The organism is Romboutsia sp. 1001713B170207_170306_H8, from assembly GCF_015550495.1.
In the GTDB taxonomy this organism is placed as follows: Bacteria; Bacillota; Clostridia; order Peptostreptococcales; family Peptostreptococcaceae; genus Romboutsia_E.
In genome coordinates this window covers 146624-165030 of record NZ_JADNAX010000001.1, presented here as the reverse complement: position 1 = coordinate 165030, position 18407 = coordinate 146624, and the positions used below count along the sequence as shown (strand labels likewise).

The following is an 18407-nucleotide window of genomic DNA, read 5'->3' as shown; positions in this document are numbered from 1 at the left end:
TATCACCTACTCTATTTTCATATTTATATTTATAATATTAGGTTTCAAAATAATTTTATCATACAAGTCTACAGTACTTACTCCATCTATTTTATTTTTATAGTAATCAACATATTTGTAGTCATCATCTTCATATATAATACCTTTTAGTTCAATAAAGTTAGGTGTCTTATCTTCTTCATTTATAACATAGACGCCTTCTTTATTATCTACTGTCTTTATAGCACTTTTAGGTATTTTTAAACCTTCTATTTGCTTATATATTATATCAAATTCTTTTACTCTTGTATCATAAATTCCCATATTTTGATTATTTATTTTGAATATTGCTATATAATTATCATTTTCTTTATTAATTTTATAAACTTTTGCATCTATCTCTTCATCATTATTACATAATACGATTGACTGATTTTCCTCAAAATAACTTACTTCATTTTCATCTATATAAGTTGCCACATATGCGTCATAATTATTTATAACTCTTGCTATTATATCTCCACTTTTTACTTCTTTAGAGTTAGTTTTTATCTCCTTATAGTTATCTACTTCTTTTTGAATATCAGATTTTGTTATACTATCTAAATTAGTGAAGGTATATTTTTCTTCATTTCCATCATATTTATATGATACTATTCCTGCTATACTTGATAGACATGTAAATACATTGTTGTTTTTTTGATTTTCTAAAATTTCTTTTTCATCTTCCTTAGCAGATAATTTAGCAGTGTCTATTCCATTATTTAATAATTTATTTTTGTCATTTACATAATTACTTAAGGTTTCTTTATACTCTTTAATATTACTATAATCTTCTTCTAGTAAATCATTTTGTATCTTGCTTACTATTAACTCTATATTTTCATTAAAGTTATTTATCTCATTTTTAGATATATTAATTTCTCCAGCTTTAATTTTATCTATTTCTTCATCTAAAGCATTTATTTTTTCATCAATATCACTGTCTACATTGTTATATATACTAGCAACTTCCTGAGACTTACTTACTCTTGATCCTTCATCCACTAATAAATTTAAAGTTCCATTGATATCTGATTTTAATAAATACTCATCTCTTACAATAATACATTTTCTACTTATTTTCATCTTGTTATCTTCATTTTCTAAAACCTGAGTTTGTATAGTCTTACTTGCTATAAATGATATTATATGAAATATTATGTAGATAAATATACCTAGTAAGAAAAAATTTGAGTATTTTATTTTCTTCAAGATTTCACCTCCTATATATAAGGAAACCTGTTATATTACTTCTCTACACTTATATAATTTCCTTTTATTTATGTATAAATTTCTTGTATAAATTTAATATTTTAAAATTTGTTATTTATAATATTTTTCTTTCAATTTTAAAAAAACTCCTTATTAGGAGCTTTTTGTTAATTTTTGAAAAAATGTATTGGAGCTGGTATCTTAACACCTCTTTTTATAAATAACTTAGACGAATATTTATTTGTTTCTATAACTGCCCCTAGTCCTAATAATCCATCAAATTCAACTATATAACCTACATCGCACCCTTGTGCAGATATTACTCTTACTTCCGTTGTTTTATTATTTATCATACCTATAGCTGCTTCATCAACTATCATAGCACTTATAGTCTCTGCACTTGTATCTCCTTTTACTACTATCATATCTAATCCAACAGAGCATACAGCTGTCATAGCTTCTAATTTTTCTATATTTAATGCTCCTTTTGATACAGCTTTAATCATTCCTAAGTCTTCAGATACTGGTATAAATGCACCACTTAATCCTCCAACTCTTGAACAATCCATAACCCCACCTTTTTTAACAACATCATTTAATAAAGCTAAAGCAGCAGTAATTCCATGAGTTCCTACTACTTCAAGTCCATATCCTCTAATATACTTGCCACTGAGTCACCTACAGATGGTGTAGGTGCTAATGATAAATCTACTATTCCAAATGGTACACCTAAACTCTTAGAAGCTTCCATATCCAACTAATTGACCCATTCTAGTCACCTTAAAAGATTTATTATTATATAAAAATAGAAATAGCTCTTGAAAAAGTCAAAAGCTATTTCTATTAAGACTATAATAATATAGTTATTATATTCATACTGCCTTCATTAATAATTTTTTGAAGAGTTTTTTGTATCTTAACTCTTATTTCTTCTGGCATTGTATATAGTTTGCTTTGTAATTGTTCTTTTACTAAATCATTTAATGATTTTCCAAACATATTAGATTCCCAAATTTCACTTGGATTTTGTTCAAATTCATCTAATAAGTATTTAACCATTTCTTCACCTTGATTTTGATTTCCAACTATAGGAGACACTTCTGTAGATATATCTGCTTTTATTATATGAAGAGACGGTGCATTGGCTCTTAATTTTACTCCATATTGTTTTCCTTGCTTAATTATTTCAGGTTCCTCTAAACTTAGCTCGTCTAATGATGGGGCTACTACTCCATAGCCTTTAGTCTTAGCATCAATAAGAGCACTTTCTACTTTATCATATTCATTTTTTACTTTAGATAATCTAGTTATAAGGTTTAATAATTGATAATCTCCTTCAATTTTAAATCCACTTTTTTCTTCTAATATGTTATAGAATAATTCTGGTTTTGTAGTTAAATCTATTGTTATAACTCCTTCTCCAAGTTCAACATTATCAACCTCTGTGTCTTTTAAGAATTCTAATTCTGAAAATCCTTGTACTATTTTATCCACATCTCTAAGCTTTCCTATATCAGCTATACTTTCTTTTAATGCAAATATTATATTATTTTTAATCCAGTGATTCATCTCTAATCCTTCAACCCATTGAGGTAAATTAATTCTGATTTCAGTTAATGGGAAGTCATAAAGCACAGTCTCCATAACATCTTCTATATCATTTTCATCCATAGCAACAACATTTAAAGGTACTACAGGCACTCCATATTTTTCTTCTAATTCACTTCTTAGTAACTCTGTTTCATCACTAGTTGGATCTATAGTATTTAAAACAACTGCAAATGGCTTATTAAGTGCTTTTAATTCATTTATTACTCTTTCTTCAGGTTCAATATAGCTGCTTCTATCTATACCAGTTACAGAACCATCAGTTATGACTACTATACCTATTGTTGAGTGATCTCTTATAACCTTTTTAGTACCTAACTCCGCTGCTTTTTCAAATGTCATGGCTTCTTGTGACCATGGCGTAGATACTAATCTTTGTTTTCCATCTTCTTCATGGCCTAATGCACCATCAACTATGTAACCTACACAGTCAACCATTCTTACTTTTAAAGTAACATTGTCTTTTATTTTTATTTCAACCCCATCAGCTGGAACAAATTTTGGTTCTACTGTCATTATTGTTTTACCAGAACCACTTTGTGGTATCTCATCTTGTGTTCTCTCTCTCTTAAACTCATTTTCTATATTAGGTAACACAAGCTTCTCCATAAATTTTCTTATAAATGTAGACTTACCTGTTCTAACAGGACCTACTACACCTATATAAATGTCACCTTGAGTTCTCTTAGCTATGTCTTCGTATATGTTATTCATCAAATTCCCCTCCTGCATATAATTTCTTAATTAATTATATTTTTAGGATGATGCTAATATACCAAAATAAAAAATTAAATTAAACATAAAAGAAGCTAGGACTAAAATCCTAGCTTATCATCAACTATTTCTTCCATTTCGTGTTTTTTACTTCTCATCATTAAGTTAACTACAACTTCATTTGCATTTTTATTTTCATATAAAACAGAGTATATAGCACTTGTTATAGGCATATCTATATTCATCTTTTTAGAAACTTCATAAGCAACTTCTGTAGCTGTTATTCCTTCAACTACCATTTTTACTTCTTTTAAAGTTTCTTCTAAGCTTTTACCTTGTCCAATTAATATACCTGCTCTTCTATTTCTACTGTGCATGCTTGTACATGTAACAATTAAATCCCCTATACCAGAAAGACCTGAAAATGTACTTGTATCGGCTCCTAATGCTATACCAAGCCTTGCTATTTCTCTTATTCCTCTAGTCATAAGAGCAGCCTTAGTATTATCACCATAACCTAATCCATCACAAATACCTGCTCCAAAAGCTATTATATTTTTTAATGCTCCTCCAAGTTCAACTCCTATTATATCAGGATTTGTATAAACTCTAAGCTTAGGACTCATAAATATATCTTGTACTTCTTGAGCTATTTCTAAGTTTTCTGATGCAACAACAAGTGTTGTAGGTATATCTTTCGCAACTTCTTCTGCATGTGATGGACCAGATAAAGCTACGTAAGGATTTCCTGGTAACTCTTCTTCACATACTTGTGACAATCTAAGTCCAGTCCCTTTTTCTAATCCTTTTGCCACATCTACTAGTATTTGATCTTTGTTTACAAATGGTTTTATTTGTTTGCAAACACTTCTAATAGCTTGAGATGGTACTGCTAAAACTATTAATTTACTACCTTCCACTGCTTGTTCTATATTTGTAGTTAATGTTATGTTATTTGGAAATAACACACCTGGTAAATAATCTATATTTTCTTTTGTTTTATTTATCTTATCTGCTTGTTCTTGGTTTAAAGTCCACATAGTTACATTGTAACCTTTTTTAGCAAGACCTAATGCTAATGCACTTCCCCAGCTTCCAGCTCCTAATACAGTTAACTTTTCCATAAAACACCACCTATGACAAACTTTTTATTATTTTTTTGCACCAATTTTTCTTTCAGTACCACTTACTAATCTCTGTATATTTGCTCTATGAGTATATATTACAGATGCTGTTAAGAATAAAGTAACAAATATTCCTTTTTTATTATTAGTAGCTATCATAAATAAAGGGGATGCTGCTATACCAATTATTGAACCTAATGATACATATTTAGTTATTGCTACTACTATTAGAAATATTCCAAAGCAACTCAATGCTATAACTGGATTCATTCCTATCATAGCTCCTAAAGATGTTGCAACACCTTTTCCACCTTTGAATTTTAAGAACACTGGCCAGTTATGACCTGCTACAACTGCCACAACTGCAAGGTATGCAGATGTAACTTCATCGCATCCTGTAAACCTTGCTATTACTCTTGCTATTAATACAGCTACTAAGCCTTTTAATAAATCTCCCGCAAAAGTCATTGCACCAGCTTTTTTTCCAAGCGTTCTTAGCACATTTGTAGATCCTGGATTTCCAGAACCTTGAGTTCTTATATCAACATTAAACATTTTTCTTGCTATTATAGTCGATGTTGATATATTACCTAAAAGATAAGCAATTATAATTAAAATAATATAGCTAATCATATTTACCCCCTGGCAAAATTATTATCCTCTGTTCTTCTCTCTATATTCAAATCTAACAGAAGTTCCTTCAAATCCAAAGTTTTCTCTTATCTTATTTTCAAGATATCTTTGGTATGAGAAGTGAGTAAGTTCTTTGTCATTTATAAATAATGTAAATTTAGGTGGTTTTACATCTGTTTGAGAAGCGTAGTAAATTTTTAATCTCTTACCTTTGTCTGATGGTGGTTGATTTAACATTACTGCTTCACCTATAACATCATTTAACGCTGATGTTGATATTCTCTTAGCATGTTCACTTGCTACATATTGTACTGTTTCTAAAATTTTGTTCATTCTTTGATTAGTTTTTGCAGAAACAAATAATACCGGTGCATACATCATGAATGGGAATTTTTCTTTTATTTCTTTAGTGTAATTTCCTAATGTTTTATTGTCTTTTTCTATTAAATCCCACTTATTAACTACGAATATACAAGCTCTTCCTTCATCATGAGCTATACCTGCAACTTTTGTATCTTGTTCTGTTATACCTTCTTGTGCATCTATTACTATTAAAACTACATCAGCTCTTTCTACAGCACTCATAGATCTTAATACACTGTATTTTTCTACTGTTTCGTATACTTTGCTTTTTCTTCTAATACCTGCTGTATCTATAAGAAGGAATTCTTGTCCATCTCTTTCAAGATATGTATCTACTGCATCTCTAGTAGTACCTGCAATTGGACTTACTATAACTCTATCTTCACCTAATATTTTATTAAGTATTGAACTCTTACCTGCATTTGGTTTACCAGTTATAGCTACTCTTATTATATCTTCGCTATACTCAGTATTTAATCCTTTAGGGAAATTCTCAACAACTTCATCTAATAAGTCACCAAGTCCCATTCCATTTGCACTTGATATTGCATGTAAGTTTCCAAGTCCTAATTCATAGAAATCATACACATTATCAAATTGCTTTTGACTGTCTATTTTATTTACAACTAATATTACTGGCTTCTTAGTTTTTCTAAGCATAGTAGCTACTTCTTTATCAGCAGCTGTTATTCCTGACTTTCCATCAACTACAAAAAGTATAACGTGAGCCATATCCATAGCAAGCATAGCTTGATTTCTCATTTGAGATAATATTACATCTCCGTTATCTGGTTCTATACCTCCTGTATCAATTAATGTAAAGTATGTTCCTAACCATTCTACCTCTGTGAATATTCTATCTCTTGTTACTCCTGGAGTATCTTCAACTATAGATATTCTTTTTCCTGCTAATTTATTGAACAGTGTAGATTTACCAACATTTGGTCTACCAACAACTGCAACTATCGGTCTATTATCCATTATATTCTCCTTCCTATTTTAAAATCTTATCTACAAAGTCTATTCCTTGATTTTCACACGGAACTACTTCGATATTCATCATTTTTTGTATTTCTTCTAAAGTTATATTATCTAAAAATATTTCTTCATCAGCTTTTAACATAGCTCTAGGTATATAAAGTGTTTCTCCTAAATCTATATCTTTTAATTGATCCATTATATCAGTTGCAGTTATAAGACCTGAAACTGTTATAGTGTCTCCAAAGAAGTTGTTTATTATTTTATAGACATTTATTTCTACATTATTAAACTTCTTCATTATTAAATCTGCCATATCTTTTATAAACGCATAAGCAGAGTGTCCTGTTGCTATAGATACTTTTTTAGTTCTAGTTATTTTATCTAATGGTAAAGTTTCTAAGTAATCTTGAATTTCTCTTTCTAACTTACTTATCATTCCTACACCATTTTCAAATTGTATAAATCCTTCATATTCATCGTATTTTAATAATTCTCTATTGGCAATTATATAAAACTCATCTGATAAAAATGCAAATCTAGTTCCTAGTTTTTCCAAATACATCTTTTGTAATTCATTTATTTGGTCAATAGTATCTCCTGCTGTTTTTTCATTAAATATCTCTAAGTTTGGAAGATGACTTCTATGCTTAGTTATACCTACTGGAACTATTGCTGCGCTATTTACATATGGATATAAATTTGATAGATCAGATATAGTTCTAGTTAATTCTTCTTTATCATTATATCCTGGACATAAAACTATTTGGCAATTCATTTGTATTCCAGCTTCAGCTAACCTTTGCATTATTCCATACAGCTTTCCTGCAAATTTATTCTTTATCATAGTACGCCTTAACTCTGGGTTAGTAGTATGTACAGAAATATTTATAGGACTTATTCTGTATCTAATTATATTATTTATATCTTCTTCACTCATATTAGTAAGAGTTACAAAGTTACCTTGTAAGAAAGAAAGTCTTGAATCATCATCTTTAAAATAAAGAGTTTCTCTCATTCCCTTTGGAAGCTGATCTATAAAGCAAAATACACATTTATTTCTACAGCTCTTTGCTTTATCTATTATTGGATTTGTAAATTCAATTCCTAAATCATCATCATACTCTTTTTCTATTTCATATACATAAATTTGACCATTGATCTTTTGTATTTCTAATTCTATGTATTCATCACTCATTAAAAATTTATATTCTATTATATCATGGATTTCTTGTTCATTAATACTTATAAGTAAATCTCCCACTTCTATGCCTATTTCTTCAGCTATACTTCCTTTGTATACTTTACTTATAACATTATTACTTTTTTTTACGTTTACTTCCATCTCGTAATCACCACTCTTCTTTATAAATATATCATTTTATATTACCATATGTTAATTTAAATAGTCAATAAAATACAATTTTCGCTATATACATAACATACCAAATATAGGTTTATAATGTTTGACAAAAAAAGGTACCTAAGGTACCTTTAAGCTTAATGTTTAACTATTATTAATGTTCCTTTTGCTATTTGGTGAACCATACCTGATACACATTTAGCCATTAACATTGCCTTATTCTGTAAATCCTTATCATCATCTGCATAAAATATAGGGCATCCTCCAACTGGATTCATATTTTTATCTGTTGTTATAACAGCTAGGGTAAATTCATTTAATCCTACATTATCTCCCATTCTTATGCACTTCCTTTCTTATCTGTTTTATAATTTCTAAGTCCTAAGTACTTCCCTTTTGATGAAGAGAGAATAGGACAAGATTTTACTGCTTCTATTACTTTATCTTCATTTTTTTCCATAGGTATATAAGCCATTAATATACTTTCATTATTTGGATTTCTTCTTGGTAATGGGACAAAAGCAGGCTCATTGTTTTCTCTATAAACTCCGAGTCTAGAATAAAGATTGTAAGCTATAGCTTGTCTTTGTCCTAAGTCATAAATTATAGCTGCGTTAGTATAACTATTATCTTTTGGTTTAATTTCTATACCTATTCCTCTAGACAAAAATCTTTCTCTATCTTTTTCTAAACCTACATTTGTTATTCCTTTTAGATCTCCAATTTGCATAATTACATCATCCACAAATTGTATTTTGACTATAGATACATCTGCAACGTCACCTATACTCTTTCTTCTTGATATTTTCTTTAATAAAAATGCTAGCATTAAACCTAATACACTACTTATAATAAGTGTTATATCTTTGTTAGTATTAAATTCTGATATAATTACATAATAAAAGCCAACAGTAAAAAAGGAAGTTATTATACACATGTAATTTCTAACTTCATAAGTTCTAGCTATCTCTTCTATAAAAGAATTACCCCTTTTTATTAGCTGTGAATCTTCTAAATTTTGAAGTGTGTTTCTTCTATTCTCTCTTACTTGTCTAAACTGCTCAGCTGCTAGTGATAAAAATGTTATAGAAGTATATGAACGATCTATTAAAGCAGGAACTAATAGTGCTCCTAAAGAAGATGCTACGAAAGCTAACACTAATTGTGAAACTAACATATTAGGTTGTGTTGGGTATTGTCTTTGATCTAAGTTTAGCATTATAAGTCTACTTATTATACCTATTGCTAAGCCCGTAAAAAAAACTCTATCCATATAATCACCCCTTACTTAAAATTATTTATTTTTATATGCACTTTGTTTTCCTTTAGATGTACCTATAATTGGTGTACTTTTAATTACTTGTATTAGTACATCTTGATTTTGTAAAATCGGAATATATGGTATTACAACTGTCATTTTCTCTAAATTACTTTTAGATATCGCAAGTATATCTACTTCATCAACATCTTTATCAATTCCCATATGAATATATATATTATGTAGTATTGCTTGTCTTTGACCTAAGTCATTTATTATTCCAAAATCACCAATACTTTTAGGTATTATTTCTACTGCCATGCCTTTATTTATATATCTATCTCTACTGCTTTGTAATCCTATATTTGTTATGTGTACATCATTAACAAATAAATCAGCATCTTTAAAATTTATCTTTGCAGGTACTACATCAGCTACGTCACCTATACTATTTCTTCTTAGAGATGCTCTAAATATAAGTGCTACTATAATTCCACCAATTAGAGCACCTATTGTACATATCAACATTCCAAATTTATATCTTCTAGCTAAATAAATATATACTGTTGATGCTACTAATGCTGAAAATAAACTTATATAACTTCTCGTTTCATAAGTTGATGCAATTTCTTCTACATAAGATCCACCTTTTTGCACAATTTCATCGTCATCTAGGTTTTCAAGGGTTATTCTCTCTTGCTGTGCCAATCCTTGAAATTGTTGTATTCCTACTGCAAAAAATGTTAATGCTGAAAACTCTTTATCTATAAGAGCTGGTAGTGCTATGGCTCCAAGAGATGCTGCAAGACCTGCAACTATTATTTGTTCTATATAATCAAGTGGTCTTGTTGGATATTGCTTATCTGTTACTCTTAAAACAAACCCTCTACACAAAGTACCGATTATTAAAGCAATTATAAATGCATGTCTAAATAGATCATCATTTATTAAACTGTCTTTCATACACCATCCTCCTAACTAATTTTTCATTAAAATATCATAAGATTAGTTTGTACAAAAACAAAAAAAAATTTCCTATTTATCTAGGAAATTTTTTTAGGTATAGTTACTATAAATTCACTACCTTTATTTAGTTCACTTTTAACTTCAATTTTACCATGTAAAGATTTAATTATATGTTTAGTTATAGCAAGACCTAAACCAGTCCCCCCTACATCTCTACTTCTAGCTTTATCTACTCTATAAAATCTTTCAAAAATTCTTTGTATATCATCTTTAGGTATTCCAATACCATTATCTATTACATTTATAAATATATCCTCATCATTAGAAGATACAATAACTTTTACTTCTCCATGGTCCGGTGTATATTTTATTGCATTTTCTGTTAAATTTAAGAAAACCTGTTTTATGTAATCCCTATTTGACTCTACACATAATGACTCATCTTCAAATTCATATTTAAATTCTATATCCTTACTTTTTGCAATAAAACTAAGCATCTCTTTTACTTCATTAAATGTATTATATAGATTTATTTTTTCTAAAACTCTACTTTCTGTATTTTCTATAGATGATAAAAGTAATATATCATCTATTAACCTTTTTAGTCTATCAGATTCACTTTCTATTATTCCTAAAAATCTACTTCTTGTACTTGGATCTATGTTTTCGTTCAATTTTAAGGTTTCTACAAATCCACTTATAGATGTTAAAGGGGTTTTTAACTCATGAGTTACGTTTGCTACAAAATCACTTCTCATATTCTCAAGTTTAACTTTTTCAGTGATATCCTCTATATTTATAATAGATCCAATTATAACGTTAACTGTATTTTGAAGATAAACAGGATCAACTTTTATCTTATACACAGTTTCATCGTCCATAATGATTTTAGTAGTTTCATTTGTATTAGATCCTCTAAATTTAGATATTACTTTTAATATTTTTTCTTCTTTTATAGCATAAGCAATATTTTTACCTTCTACAATTTGATTTGAGTCTGATTTAATTATTTTCTTAGCTTCATCATTTATTAATAGTATATTTCCATTTATATCTATCGCTAAAATTCCATGAGATATACTTTTTAATATAGACTTTAATTGAAGATGTTTATATTCTACTTCCTCAATTGTATCACTCATATTCTCAATCATAGAGTTAAAATTATTTGTTAACTCTCCAAGTTCACCTTTTGCAGAAATATTCAACCTAGCATGAAGCTCTTTATTACTTACTTTTTTAGAAACAAGGGTAAATCTTTCTAGGTATCTTTTTATAGTTATTGCATATCTAAGAGATATTATAGTAATTATTACAGAAACTAACATTACAAAAAAATATATATTCTCTATTTGATTCATATTTATTCTCCTAAAGGATATAAAGCTTAATCTATTTTATATCCTACACCTCTTATAGTTTCTATATATTTTTCATTATTATCTTCTATTTTTTTTCTTAAATATCTTATATGAACATCTACAGTTCTAGTTTCTCCATAGTACTCATATCCCCAAATTTTATCTAAAAGATAGTTCCTTGATAAAACTTTTCCTTTATTTTGAAGTAACAATCTTAATAACTCAAATTCTTTTAATGTAAGATCTATCTTTTGATTACCTATACAAACCTCATGCTTTGATAGGTCCACTTTAATATCCTTATGCGTTAATATATCATTTTCAGTTTTTGAATTTATATTATATCTTCTTAATACCGATACAATTCTAGCTAATAATTCTTTAATACCAAAGGGCTTTGTTATATAGTCATCTGCACCTACTTCTAGTCCTTCTACCTTATCACCTTCCATATTTTTAGCTGTCAACATTATTACTGGTATACTTTGTAAATCCTTATCTGACCTAATCTTTTTCAGAACATCTATACCACTTATATTTGGAAGCATCCAGTCTAAAAGAATTAAATCTGGTTTAACTTCCTTTGCTTTTATAAAACCATCAAAACCATCATATGAACAGTGAACCTCATAGTTTGCTGTTTCTAAATTGAACTTTAGTAGCTCTACTATATGCATTTCATCATCTATAACAAGAATTTTAGTATTCATAAGAATTATTCTCCTCTCTATTTTATCTGCATAATTAATCCAATTCTTTTGTTTGTCTTATCATGAATCCTATAAGAATGGAATTTATCGCTATTACAGCTAGTACATATTCCTAAGTTAATAATATTTTCTCCCTTAACTCCAGCAGATTTTAAAATATATTCATTAACTTTCCATAAGTCTAAATAGTACTTGTCTTCCTTTATTATATAGAATTTTTCAGTGCAGTTTGTAAGAATTGTGTTAAATTTTCCGATTAATTCTTCTGACACCTCATAACAGCAAGATCCAATAGATGGACCTATAACGCAAATTAAATCTTTCGTATTTGTATTATATTGTTTTTTCATAAGTTCTATTGTGTTTTTAGCTATTTGAGAGTAAGTACCTCTCCATCCTGCATGAACAGCTCCTATAGCCTTATTTTTTTTATCTATTATTGCTATAGGAACACAGTCTGCAGTAAATACAAGAAGAGGAACGTTTTTTAAGTTTGTTATTAATGCATCCCCTTCATTTTTACAACCAATATTATTCTCATCAACAATATTTACTATATCAGAATGAATTTGTATATTACTTGTTAAGTTATCTAAATTAAATTGTTCTTTAGTAAATGTATTTATTAAATCATTCTTACTTTTCGAATCAATATTTTTAGTAGTAATTGCTAGGTTAACAAAATCAATTTCATCTTTAATTTTTTTTACTTCTATGTAATTTTCCATTTTAGTCTTCCTTCTCGATTAGTATATTTTTCAATTCATTAACAAAAGTATTTATATCTTTAAATTGTCTATATACCGATGCAAATCTAACATAAGATACTTCATCTACATCTTTTAATTTTTCCATTACCATTTCACCAATTGCTTTGGCATCAACTTCGCTTGAAAAATTTTTATTAACTTCATTTTCTATAAAAAATACAATTTCATCTATTTGTTCAATAGACACAGGTCTTTTTTCACATGCTTTTAGTATTCCATGCTTTATTTTTTCACCACTAAAGTATTCTCTTGTATTATCTTTTTTTATAACCATTATCGGTGTTGTTTCTATTTTTTCATAAGTTGTAAATCTACTTTTGCAAGATTCACATTCTCTTCTTCTTCTAATTGATTTACTATCTGTATGTCTTGAATCTACAACTTTTGATTCCTTATAATTGCAATATGGACACTGCATATTATTCCTCCTTAGTTTTTAAGCCTATTATTGCCTTATATCTTGTCTATATTAAACTCATCTAAATTAATATCTGATCCTAAATTTACTATTATTGTATCACAACCAACTTTTAATATATCACTAAAGAATACAACTTCTTCTTCACTTCCTCTTGAAAAGAAGTTTCTTGAATCTCCTAATATACTAAATGATACTACCTTACCTTCATTAATGTCTAGGTCTATATCTGTTATAAACCCCATTTTCTTTCCATTTTTAATATTAATAACCTCTTTGTCCATTATATCAGATACTCTCATCATATTATAATCTCCCTCCCATAAAAAATAAATATTTAGTTAAAAAAAAGAGCATTGTCAAAGTATTTAATTCACTTAATATGTACTTCCTTATATTAATATGCTATGTGAATTAAGCCTTAGACATGCTCTTTAAATTTTTTTATATATATTTTCTCATGTTTTTAAGTGCGTTTTTCTCTATTCTTGATACTTGTGCTTGAGATATTCCTATCTCATCTGCTACTTCAATTTGTGTTCTCCCTTTATAAAATCTTAGGTCCAATACTAATTTTTCTCTACTGTTTAGCTTTTTAATAGCTTCTTTTAAGGCTATTTCTTGTAGCCAATTTTCGTCTGTATCTTTCTTGTCCTGAACTTGATCCATAACAAAGATGGCATCTCCGTTGTCTTGATATACTGGGTCAAATAGTGATATTGGATCTTGTATTGCATCTAAAGCCATTACTACTGATTCAACTTCTAATCCTAGCTCTTTTGCTATTTCTGACACTGTAGGTTCTTTTGCATTTGATCTAACTAGTCTCTCTCTAACTTGTAATGCCTTATATGCAATATCTTTTAATGACCTACTTACTCTTATTGGATTATTGTCCCTTAAATATCTTCTTATTTCACCTATAATCATAGGGACTGCATAAGTTGAAAATCTTACATTTTGACTTAAGTCAAAGTTGTCAATAGCTTTTATAAGTCCTATACATCCTATCTGAAATAAATCGTCTATATTTTCCCCTCTGTTATTGAACTTTTGTATGACACTTAAAACTAATCTTAAATTTCCTCTCACAAATTGTTGTCTAGCTTCTTCATCTCCATTTTTTATTTTAACAAGAAGCTCTGTCATTTGATTATTCTTAAGAACTGGAAGTTCAGATGTATTAACACCACAGATTTCAACTTTATTAATTTGCATAATTTTCAGTCCTCTCTTAAAAGTTTGTTATATATGAAATTATTTACACATGTATTATTTTTATACTTTTAAGCAGAAATTATTTGACTTATACAAATTTTTTCATTTCTTTTTTTAACCTTGATATTATCTTCTTTTCTAATCTAGATATATAGGATTGAGATATTCCAAGCATTCCAGCTACTTCCTTTTGAGTTCTTTCATCACCCTTATTAGTTAAACCAAATCTTAATTCCATAATTTGCTTTTCTCTATCTGAAAGCCTATCTAATGCCATAATCAATAAATCTTTATCAATTTCTTCTTCAATAATTTTATATATCTCATCATTTTCTGTTCCTAATACATCAGAAAGTAAAAGTTCATTTCCATCTAAATCTACATTAAGTGGCTCATCAAAAGATACCTCTACCTTCTTCTTATTGTTCTTTCTTAAATACATTAATATCTCATTTTCTATACATCTAGAAGCATATGTTGCAAGCTTAATGTTTTTATTGAGTTTAAAAGTATTAACTGCTTTTATAAGTCCTATTGTTCCTATTGATATTAAATCCTCAACATCTATACCTGTATTTTCAAACTTTCTAGATATGTATACAACTAGTCTTAAGTTTCTTTCAATAAGTGTTGTTTTTACACTTTCATCTTTTTCTAGTTTTTGTAATAGTTCATTTTCTTCTTCTGGTTTAAGTGGTGGTGGTAAAACATTAACTCCACCCATGTAATATACACTATCTGATTTTATGATTCCTAATTTTATACCTACATTTAAAATTATACCTCTAAACTTTGCCCTAAATTTTACTAATAAAGACTTCATTGGTCTCTTCCCCCTTTAGTATATTAAGTTTATTTTGACTATGATAAAATACTTGGATTCAATATTGCACTATATTCATCATCCTTAAAATTTGATACTCCAATAATTACATTGCCAATTTTTTTTTCATCTATTTCTAAGTAGTCTGCCTTAAATCCTAAAATCATATTAGCTTGACTACTACCAGCATGTTTATAAGGAATTAATCTTACTCTAGCAGATAGATCATCATCTAAGTCATTAATAATTTCATCAACTTTCATTACATTAATATCCTCATAATCATAATCAAGATCCTTATCTGGTAATAAGGATTTTAGAACTTTAGACTTAACTATAACTACATCGCTTTTACTTATTGGATCTTTTAAAAAGTTTCCACTATCTAATAAAGCTTCACATTCACATTTACAACCTAGTAAACTTATTTTTATCGTTTTGTTAAATTCTTTTATATGCTTAAGCGTTTTTATATCTATATATATGTATTGAAGAAGCTTACAGCTAAAATATGCACATGCTATTAAGAAAGATATTTTCACATGACTAATTCCTGTAAAGTAAATCAAAAAATAAGTACTTCCTGAGATAAATATATTTACTATATAAAATGTAATAAGAATTCTTATATATTCATGTTTGTTGTTAAATTTAAATGATATCAATGTAATTATTAAAATAAATATAAACTTACATGGTATAGTGAATAAAACTTTTAACGATGGTAGAACATAAGCAACTGAGTATATAGCACCTAAACTTGAACCTAAAATTTTTTGAATTCTACTATTTAAATTTTTTGTTAGAATAGAAGTACAACTTATAATAATATAATTTATTAGTAGGTTTTCTATAATATAAGAATCAATATACATTACATGCTCCTCCTCTATATAAACCTTTAGTTCATTATACTTCACTCATTTAGAAATTTCTGTCAGTTTTAACAGTCGAAGTAAACTCTTAAAATATATAAAATCATTCATAACTCACCCCATTACTATTTATTTTTCTATGTATACAGTATCAATAGTCTTTATAGGTAGAATAAACCTGTAGAATAATTTATATATTAGTATAAAATAGTTATAAAATACTTATTATTTTTGTTCTAATAAAATAAATTTTATTATTATTAAGTATCATTTTACCTTTTATTTGCATAAAAAAGAGATGACTTAAGTCATCTCATACTTTTATAGATTAAATTATCTTCTTCTTCTTAAAAAAGTTGGGATTATCATATCATCATCTTCTTCAACTTTTTTAGGCTCTTCTTTAACTGTAACTACTTCCTTAACTGGTTCAGCTTGAACTTGTTGAACTTCTACTTTTTTTACTTCAGGTTCAACTGGCTTAGTAGTAAACTTACTTATAGTATCATTTATTCTCATATCTTGAAGCTGATTACTTTCAAAACCTGTTGCTATAACAGTTATACTTATTTCATCTCCTAAGTCTTCTCTTATAGATGCCCCAAATATAATGTTAGCTTCTGGATCACATGATTCTTGAACTAATGTAGATGCTTCATTTATTTCAAATAAACCTAAGTTAGAACCACCAGTTATGTTAAGTAGTACTCCTTTAGCACCCTTTATAGAAGTTTCTAATAATGGTGATTGTATTGCTTCTCTAGCAGCTTCAACAGCTCTATTTTCTCCTACTGCTCTACCCATACCCATATGAGCTAGACCTTGTTCTTTCATTATAGAAGTAACATCGGCAAAGTCTAAGTTTATTAAACCTGGCACTGCTATAAGATCTGAAATAGATTGTATACCTTGCTTTAATACATTATCAGCTATAGAGAATGCTTCTAGCATAGAAGTATTCTTTTGTACTAATTGTAATAACTTATCATTTGGTATAGTTATTAATGTATCTACGTTAGCTTTTAAATCCTCTATACCTCTTTCAGCGTTCTTCATTCTTATTTTGCCTTCAAATACGAAAGGCTTTGTAACAACACCTACTGTAAGTATCCCCATTTCCTTAGCTAATTGAGCAACTAATGGAGCTGCTCCTGTACCTGTTCCACCACCCATACCGGCAGTAACAAATACCATATCCGCACCTTCAAGTAGTTTTACAATTTCATCTTTACTCTCTTCTGCTGCTTTTTTCCCAATTTCAGGGTTTGCCCCTGCTCCAAGCCCTCTAGTAAGCTTATCTCCTATTTGAACTTTATATTCAGCTTTAGATGTATATAAAGCTTGCTTATCAGTATTAATTGCTATGAACTCAACACCTTTAAGTTGTGCTTCTACCATTCGATTGACTGCGTTATTTCCGCCGCCACCTACACCTATTACCTTAATCTGCGCAAAATTATCTGATTCTACGTCAAAGTTTAGCATTTATAAACCTCCTTATTTTACGATTCAAAGTAAATCTATGTAATAATTATATCATTTAATCTACAAAATTTGTTAACATTTCACTAACTTATTCCATAAAAATACTTATTTTCCTCTTTTTTTATTACTTAACCTTAATATAACATGTCTTCTTATTATAGATAAATTGTCGAATAATCTCGAACCAAATACTAATATTGCAACATAGTAAATTGGTATCCCCAGTCTATCACCTATATAAGTTAAAAATATAGCTAATAATGAATTTCCAATAAAACCTGTTATAAATATAATATTATCATATTTACCTTCAAAAGTTGACTTTACTGCACCAAAGATTGAATCTAGCGTTGCAAGTATTGCCACCGACATATAAAGGGAGTAATCCATAGGATAAGTAAATGGAATATAATAACCAATAACTACTCCTAGTGCTAGTCCTCCTAGTATCCATAACATAAATACTCACCTTCTTTATTTTACTTTGAAATAGTTCTTTTTTTCAAG

Annotated in this window: 19 protein-coding genes and 1 pseudogene; all 20 read right to left on the bottom strand. The window is 28.3% G+C overall.

From position 1 onward, the window contains the following. Positions 1 to 6 precede the first annotated feature (6 nt). The 20 genes and pseudogenes from I2A66_RS00770 to I2A66_RS00675 all read right to left on the bottom strand — a co-directional run bounded on the left by I2A66_RS00770 (position 7) and on the right by I2A66_RS00675 (position 18359). Positions 7 to 1233: an HlyD family efflux transporter periplasmic adaptor subunit gene (locus I2A66_RS00770; protein WP_147515595.1), complete on the bottom strand. Its 1227-nt coding sequence runs from the start codon at positions 1231 to 1233 to the stop codon at positions 7 to 9. Positions 1234 to 1400: 167 nt separating this feature from the next. Next, positions 1401 to 2021 (bottom strand): annotated as a pseudogene (locus tag I2A66_RS00765) (DUF711 family protein); the annotation flags it as partial. A 61-nt stretch (positions 2022 to 2082) separates the two neighbouring features. After that, on the bottom strand, positions 2083 to 3558 hold the full coding sequence (gene spoIVA, locus I2A66_RS00760) for a stage IV sporulation protein A (RefSeq protein ID WP_122638369.1): 1476 nt from the start codon (positions 3556 to 3558) through the stop codon (positions 2083 to 2085). A 98-nt stretch (positions 3559 to 3656) separates the two neighbouring features. After that, positions 3657 to 4679 (bottom strand): NAD(P)H-dependent glycerol-3-phosphate dehydrogenase, encoded by a 1023-nt coding sequence (locus I2A66_RS00755; protein WP_122638370.1) that lies wholly within the window; start codon positions 4677 to 4679, stop codon positions 3657 to 3659. Positions 4680 to 4706: 27 nt separating this feature from the next. Next, positions 4707 to 5312 (bottom strand): glycerol-3-phosphate 1-O-acyltransferase PlsY, encoded by a 606-nt coding sequence (gene plsY / locus I2A66_RS00750; protein ID WP_122638371.1) that lies wholly within the window; start codon positions 5310 to 5312, stop codon positions 4707 to 4709. A 21-nt stretch (positions 5313 to 5333) separates the two neighbouring features. Further along, entirely contained in the window at positions 5334 to 6656 is a 1323-nt protein-coding gene (gene der / locus I2A66_RS00745; protein ID WP_164488939.1) for a ribosome biogenesis GTPase Der, read from the bottom strand. Between the two features lie 13 nt (positions 6657 to 6669). Next, positions 6670 to 7998, bottom strand: a complete 1329-nt coding sequence (locus I2A66_RS00740; RefSeq protein WP_122638373.1) for a DUF512 domain-containing protein — start codon at positions 7996 to 7998, stop codon at positions 6670 to 6672. A 155-nt stretch (positions 7999 to 8153) separates the two neighbouring features. Next, a complete protein-coding gene (locus tag I2A66_RS00735; RefSeq protein WP_122638374.1) occupies positions 8154 to 8354 on the bottom strand; it encodes a capping complex subunit for YIEGIA in 201 nt (66 codons plus the stop codon). Between the two features lie 2 nt (positions 8355 to 8356). Then, positions 8357 to 9289: a YIEGIA family protein gene (locus tag I2A66_RS00730; RefSeq protein ID WP_122638375.1), complete on the bottom strand. Its 933-nt coding sequence runs from the start codon at positions 9287 to 9289 to the stop codon at positions 8357 to 8359. Between the two features lie 21 nt (positions 9290 to 9310). Next, positions 9311 to 10237, bottom strand: a complete 927-nt coding sequence (locus I2A66_RS00725) for a YIEGIA domain-containing protein (RefSeq protein ID WP_122638376.1) — start codon at positions 10235 to 10237, stop codon at positions 9311 to 9313. Between the two features lie 80 nt (positions 10238 to 10317). Further along, a complete protein-coding gene (locus tag I2A66_RS00720) occupies positions 10318 to 11601 on the bottom strand; it encodes a HAMP domain-containing sensor histidine kinase (protein ID WP_147515597.1) in 1284 nt (427 codons plus the stop codon). A 26-nt stretch (positions 11602 to 11627) separates the two neighbouring features. After that, positions 11628 to 12311 carry a winged helix-turn-helix domain-containing protein gene (locus I2A66_RS00715; protein ID WP_122638378.1) on the bottom strand — a complete coding sequence of 228 codons (684 nt, stop codon included), beginning with the start codon at positions 12309 to 12311 and terminating at the stop codon, positions 11628 to 11630. Between the two features lie 17 nt (positions 12312 to 12328). Next, on the bottom strand, positions 12329 to 13039 hold the full coding sequence (pgeF, locus tag I2A66_RS00710; protein ID WP_195250783.1) for a peptidoglycan editing factor PgeF: 711 nt from the start codon (positions 13037 to 13039) through the stop codon (positions 12329 to 12331). Between the two features lies 1 nt (position 13040). Then, the gene (gene nrdR, locus I2A66_RS00705) at positions 13041 to 13499 is read right to left on the bottom strand and encodes a transcriptional regulator NrdR (RefSeq protein ID WP_122638380.1); all 459 of its coding nucleotides are present in this window, start codon (positions 13497 to 13499) and stop codon (positions 13041 to 13043) included. Between the two features lie 35 nt (positions 13500 to 13534). Then, a complete protein-coding gene (locus I2A66_RS00700) occupies positions 13535 to 13804 on the bottom strand; it encodes a YlmC/YmxH family sporulation protein (protein WP_122638381.1) in 270 nt (89 codons plus the stop codon). Between the two features lie 139 nt (positions 13805 to 13943). Then, the gene (gene sigG, locus I2A66_RS00695; RefSeq protein ID WP_122638382.1) at positions 13944 to 14717 is read right to left on the bottom strand and encodes an RNA polymerase sporulation sigma factor SigG; all 774 of its coding nucleotides are present in this window, start codon (positions 14715 to 14717) and stop codon (positions 13944 to 13946) included. 88 nt (positions 14718 to 14805) lie between these two features. After that, positions 14806 to 15540, bottom strand: coding sequence for an RNA polymerase sporulation sigma factor SigE (gene sigE / locus I2A66_RS00690; RefSeq protein WP_122638383.1), 735 nt, complete (start codon positions 15538 to 15540; stop codon positions 14806 to 14808). A gap of 38 nt (positions 15541 to 15578) precedes the next feature. Next, entirely contained in the window at positions 15579 to 16415 is an 837-nt protein-coding gene (locus I2A66_RS00685) for a sigma-E processing peptidase SpoIIGA (RefSeq protein WP_122638384.1), read from the bottom strand. A gap of 333 nt (positions 16416 to 16748) precedes the next feature. Then, positions 16749 to 17900, bottom strand: coding sequence for a cell division protein FtsZ (ftsZ, locus tag I2A66_RS00680; protein ID WP_122638385.1), 1152 nt, complete (start codon positions 17898 to 17900; stop codon positions 16749 to 16751). A gap of 105 nt (positions 17901 to 18005) precedes the next feature. Beyond that, complete coding sequence (locus I2A66_RS00675) at positions 18006 to 18359, bottom strand: small basic family protein (protein WP_147515599.1); 354 nt, start codon at positions 18357 to 18359, stop codon at positions 18006 to 18008. Positions 18360 to 18407 lie beyond the last annotated feature (48 nt).